Raw genomic sequence first — 4,742 nt, forward strand, 5'->3', positions numbered from 1 at the left:
GTCATGATGGATGGTTCTCTGGGAGAAGACGGTAAGACGCCCACAGATTATGAATACAATGTTGATGTTACTCGCCGCACTGTTGAGATGGCGCATGCGTGTGGTGTCTCGGTAGAAGGTGAGTTGGGCTGCCTAGGTTCTCTGGAGACGGGGCAGGCCGGAGAAGAAGATGGAATCGGTGCAGAAGGGACGTTATCGCACGATCAAATGCTAACAGATCCTGAAGAGGCCGCAGACTTCGTTAAGAAAACACAAGTCGATGCCCTGGCAATTGCTTGTGGTACGAGCCATGGTGCGTACAAATTCACGCGTCCACCTACCGGCGACATTCTTGCGATTGATCGTATCAAAGCGATTCACGATCGAATTCCGAACACACATCTGGTTATGCATGGCTCCTCATCTGTACCGCAGGAGTGGTTGGCGATTATCAATGAGTTTGGCGGAGAGATTCCTGAGACTTACGGCGTTCCAGTAGAGCAAATCGTCGAGGGCATTAAGTACGGTGTACGCAAGGTAAATATCGATACAGATCTGCGATTGGCTTCAACCGGTGCGGTAAGACGTTTCTTGGCACAAAACCCTTCTGAGTTTGATCCTCGTAAGTATCTAAAAGAAACGGTCACGGCAATGAAAGAGATTGTCGTGTCTCGCTACGAAGCGTTCGGCACAGCGGGTAATGCTTCTAAGATAAAGGCTGTTAGTCTTGAGGCGATGTTTGAGCGCTACCAGCGTGGCGAGCTTGACCCGAAAGTCAGCTAAGTCCAAATCCTCGCTCAAAAGCACGCTTCGGCGTGCTTTTTTGTGCATGTAAGCAAAGTGTAAAGAATAAAGACAAGCGGAGAATTCAATGTTCACGGAAATCATTCAACCACGTTTCGCTGAGACTGATGCGCTCGGCCACATTAACAACGCAACGCTGCCTGTTTGGTTTGAACAGTGCCGCACGCCTATATTTCAGATTTTTGTTCCCACTCTTTTACCGAAAGAATGGAACCTGATTTTGGCGAAAGTCGAGGTGGAATACACCGGAGAGCTTTTTTACGGGATTGATGTAAGCATCAAGACGAGCATCCAAAAGATTGGAAATAGTTCATTAGAGGTTTATCAAGAAGCATGGCAGAACGACAAGCTTTGTGCCAAGGGAGTTGCAATAATGGTGCATTTTGACCATATAAATAAGCGGTCTGAGCCGATTCCAGAGTCGATACGCGCTCAGCTAGAGCAGCATCTCGGCGCTTCATAAATATCGCAAGAAACGGGTGACGAAGCCGCTTACGCTCATGATAAGGTGGTCTCATGCATGAAGAACAAAATCACTTGTATCAAAGAATGGCAAAGGTGATAAACCACCTTGTCGATAATGCGAAGCAACAGCCAACACTCTCCGACTTGGCGACTGTTGCCAATCTGAGCAGCGCACACTTTCAGCGTACTTTCCAAGAGTGGGCAGGCTTAAGCCCTAAACAGTTCTTGCTAGCAGTCAATCGCCATCACTCAAGATCTTTGTTGCACGACTGCAGTGTTGCGGAGACCTCCGCCACAATTGGTTATTCCAGCGAAAGCCGCTTGTATGATAACTATATCCGCTTTGAGGCCGTCACTCCTGGCGAGTTTAAGTCTGCAGGCCATGGACTCACGATTAATTACGGAGTTAGTTTGTCCCCGTTTGGCGAGGCGTTTATTGCTTGGACAAATCGCGGCACCATTAAGCTCGCGTTTCTGCATGATCAGCTCAATTTCAACGCAGCGGTTGAGGAGTTGGCATGCGAGTGGCCCAATGCGCACTATGTGCATTCCGACATCGAAGCAGAGCAGCAATGTGCTCGGATATTTACTTCGCTCGCCGAACGCCGTAGTGCGGAAATTAACCGAAAGAACGGCGGACTAAAGATTTGGGTGAAGGGAACGGTATTTCAGGTCAAGGTATGGGAAGCGTTGCTTGCGATACCAGAGGGGAGTGTCTGGAGCTACCAAGCGCTATCTGACTACCTAGGGATGGAAAACTCTGTCAGGGCCGTGGCATCAGCTGTCGCTAAAAACCCGGTTGGCTATTTGATTCCATGCCATCGCGTTATTAGAGCAAGCGGCGCCATCAACCAGTACCGATGGGGCGTTGATCGTAAGGCCGCTATGCTTATTCTTGAGAAAGGTACGGCGCAGTCCGCGAGTCCGAAATAAAGCGCTTGGTGAATCATGGCAATTCTACCAAGCGCTCTTGCTGGACTATTTGACTAAAGTTATGCAGCGGCGGTCTTGTTCGCTTTGCGAGGACGTAAATGCCCCCAGACAAGCATGTCCTCAACGGCAGCAGCCACACTCTCTTTAATTGGAATGTATTGAATGCCAAGCTCGTTGATCGCTTTGCTGTTATCAAAGCGCATTTTCTGTCCAATATGCGACCGCATATAGGTACCATTACCTGAGGGCTGAGTGTAAGAAAGAAGATGCATCAGCTTGGTTCCGAATGGGTTATCCAAATTGAGTTTAGGCAAGCGATAATCGGTGTAGCCCAAATCATCACGTAGGTAATTGACGAGCTCATCCATCTTCCAGTTCTCATTGACAATCAAATAGCGTCCAGACGCGTCGGGCGTGGTCATGGCGAGAATATGTGAATTTGCGACATCTCTGACATCGACGATACCCCAGTTTAGGGTCATCAGACACGGATACTGGCCGTGCATAAGGTCTCTAATAACTTTGTTTGACTCGTTCAATGACGGTCCCAGCGATGGGCCAATCACCATGAATGGGTTAATGGTAACGATATCAAAGCCGCACGTGCCTTTATGCTCCTCGAGATATTTCCATGCAGCTTTCTCTGCACACACTTTTGAATAAAAGTAGGGGTTGCGCTTTAAGTTGGATTTCTCGTTCCAGTCCGCTTCCGAGAAGACCTTGTCACTGTGGGGCTCATCGGTTATTGCGGCGAGGGAAGAGGTGATAACAACGCGTTTTACGGAATCGGATTTTTCGCATGCTTTTAAAACGTTAAGGGTGCCGTTAACCGCAGGGTCAACAAGCTCTTTCTGCGAATCCTTAACGTTTACGATGTAAGGGCTTGCGGTATGCAATACATAATCACAACCATCGACGACTTTATCGTAGGCGCCTTCTTCGAGAAGATTGGCTTTGTGAAATTCTAATCGCTCTTTCGCACCTTCAAGGTTCGTTAAATAAGGATATCTATCTGGAGCACCTCGAACGGTTGCGCGCACACGATAGCCCTGAGCGAGTAATTGTTTTACTAGATGAGCAGCAATAAAACCTGATGCACCGGTGACACAGACAACTGTGCTTGCGTTTTCTTCTGACATGAATAACCCCTACTGTGATTGTTATTAGATAGAGTGCGGCCAGATCATTAACTAGGTTAGTAGAGCGGCTGCGCTAGCAAATATCGTCATCAAAAACAAAAACCACTTCAACGCTTTTTGGCTTAAGTTAATGGTTATTTTAACGGCAATGTGTGCCCCAACGATTGAGCCAATCGCAAGGATCAAGCCCGGGACCCACAATATTTGATCGTTCCAAATAAAGATAATGAGGGCAACCACAGTAAAACCAAGGGTGCATACAATCTTTAATGCGTTTGAACGGACAAGGTCGTAGCGCAAGCTACCCGCTACAGCGGCAATAAGTATAAATCCGACCCCTGCCTGAACAAAGCCACCATAAAAACCGGCTAAAAGAAGCATGGGAACAGAGCTGGCTGATTCGGATATCTTGAGTGGTATCGTTCCTTCAGGGGGAGCAACAACGGCGGGCTTGAAGAGTATAATTCCTGCCATCAGTATCATAGAGCACAATAAAACTGGTTTAAGATACTCTGCTGGCATATAGGACGCGAGGATCGCGCCCGCTAAGCCGCCAATGAGCGTCACACCAACGATCTTTTTCAAATCAGGTATATCGAGCTTACCGTGCTTGCTGAACCCTTTTGTCGCGGTTAGCGATTGAAAGAAAACACTAACACGATTGGTCGCGTTGGCAATATCCGCAGGTAATCCCATGACCATTAGCGCAGGAATGGTTAGATTGGAACCTCCGCCTGCCATCGTATTGATTATGCCTGCTAAAAAGCCCATCGCAACGAGTAGACTGACACTGAGGAAGCTGATTTCGTACATTGTTTTAACTGTTCGTGATTTGATGAGTTGGGCATACTAGCGCAATTAAAATTTCGCTTCATGCCTAATCTGATTTTACCTATGCCTAGTTTTTCCGCGCCAGAAAATTTGTCAGCTCTACAGCGCTTGGCGATCAATGAATTAGAAAGATGCCTCTCGCTCTCAGAGAGATATTTTCAGCGAAGCTTTGAGCTAGATGCGGTTAGCTTTTCTTTGCGGGGTAGGTCAGCTGGCCAGTTTCGGGCTAAGGTTGGACGCTCGACAGGGCCTGTTAGCGCCAAGGTGACGTTCAATGAAATACGCCTAAATGCTTCGATGCTCGAAGCATATGGTCAGCGTTTTATTACCGAGACAATCGGGCATGAGGTCGCACATTTTATTGTGTTTCAGTTGTACGGGCGCAACGTCCGTCCGCATGGAAAAGAGTGGCAGTCGGTAATGAGCGAGGTGCTACGACAGAAACCTGAAGTGACTCATCAATATGATACGAAGCCGGCTCGGCGCTTGAAACGCTATGAATATGGTTGTGCCTGCCGTGGACGAGTACACGAGCTTACATCAATACGACACAAGAAAGTGATCAATCAGCAAGCAAGGTATTTATGCCGT

General features: G+C 47.8%; 6 protein-coding genes. 4 read left to right on the plus strand and 2 right to left on the minus strand.

What is annotated here, in order from left to right; all coding sequences use genetic code 11:
- The 3 genes from A3751_RS09660 to A3751_RS09670 form a co-directional block, all read left to right on the plus strand.
- Positions 1-762 (plus strand): class II fructose-bisphosphate aldolase (locus A3751_RS09660; RefSeq protein WP_068455030.1); only part of this gene is annotated, 762 nt, incomplete at its 5' end.
- A gap of 88 nt (positions 763-850) precedes the next feature.
- Positions 851-1,246, plus strand: coding sequence for a thioesterase family protein (locus tag A3751_RS09665; RefSeq protein ID WP_068455032.1), 396 nt, complete (start codon positions 851-853; stop codon positions 1,244-1,246).
- Positions 1,247-1,299: 53 nt separating this feature from the next.
- Positions 1,300-2,181: a methylated-DNA--[protein]-cysteine S-methyltransferase gene (locus A3751_RS09670; RefSeq protein ID WP_068455036.1), complete on the plus strand. Its 882-nt coding sequence runs from the start codon at positions 1,300-1,302 to the stop codon at positions 2,179-2,181.
- Between the two features lie 59 nt (positions 2,182-2,240).
- Here A3751_RS09670 and A3751_RS09675 read toward each other — a convergent pair whose 3' ends face one another.
- Both A3751_RS09675 and A3751_RS09680 read right to left on the minus strand, forming a co-directional pair.
- Entirely contained in the window at positions 2,241-3,320 is a 1,080-nt protein-coding gene (locus tag A3751_RS09675; protein ID WP_068455042.1) for an NAD-dependent epimerase/dehydratase family protein, read from the minus strand.
- 51 nt (positions 3,321-3,371) lie between these two features.
- On the minus strand, positions 3,372-4,133 hold the full coding sequence (locus A3751_RS09680; protein ID WP_068455044.1) for a sulfite exporter TauE/SafE family protein: 762 nt from the start codon (positions 4,131-4,133) through the stop codon (positions 3,372-3,374).
- 81 nt (positions 4,134-4,214) lie between these two features.
- On the opposite strand from A3751_RS09680, the gene A3751_RS09685 reads away from it, so the two are divergent.
- Positions 4,215-4,742 (plus strand): SprT-like domain-containing protein (locus A3751_RS09685; protein ID WP_197466262.1); only part of this gene is annotated, 528 nt, incomplete at its 3' end.

Source organism: Oleiphilus sp. HI0080 (genome assembly GCF_001635135.1).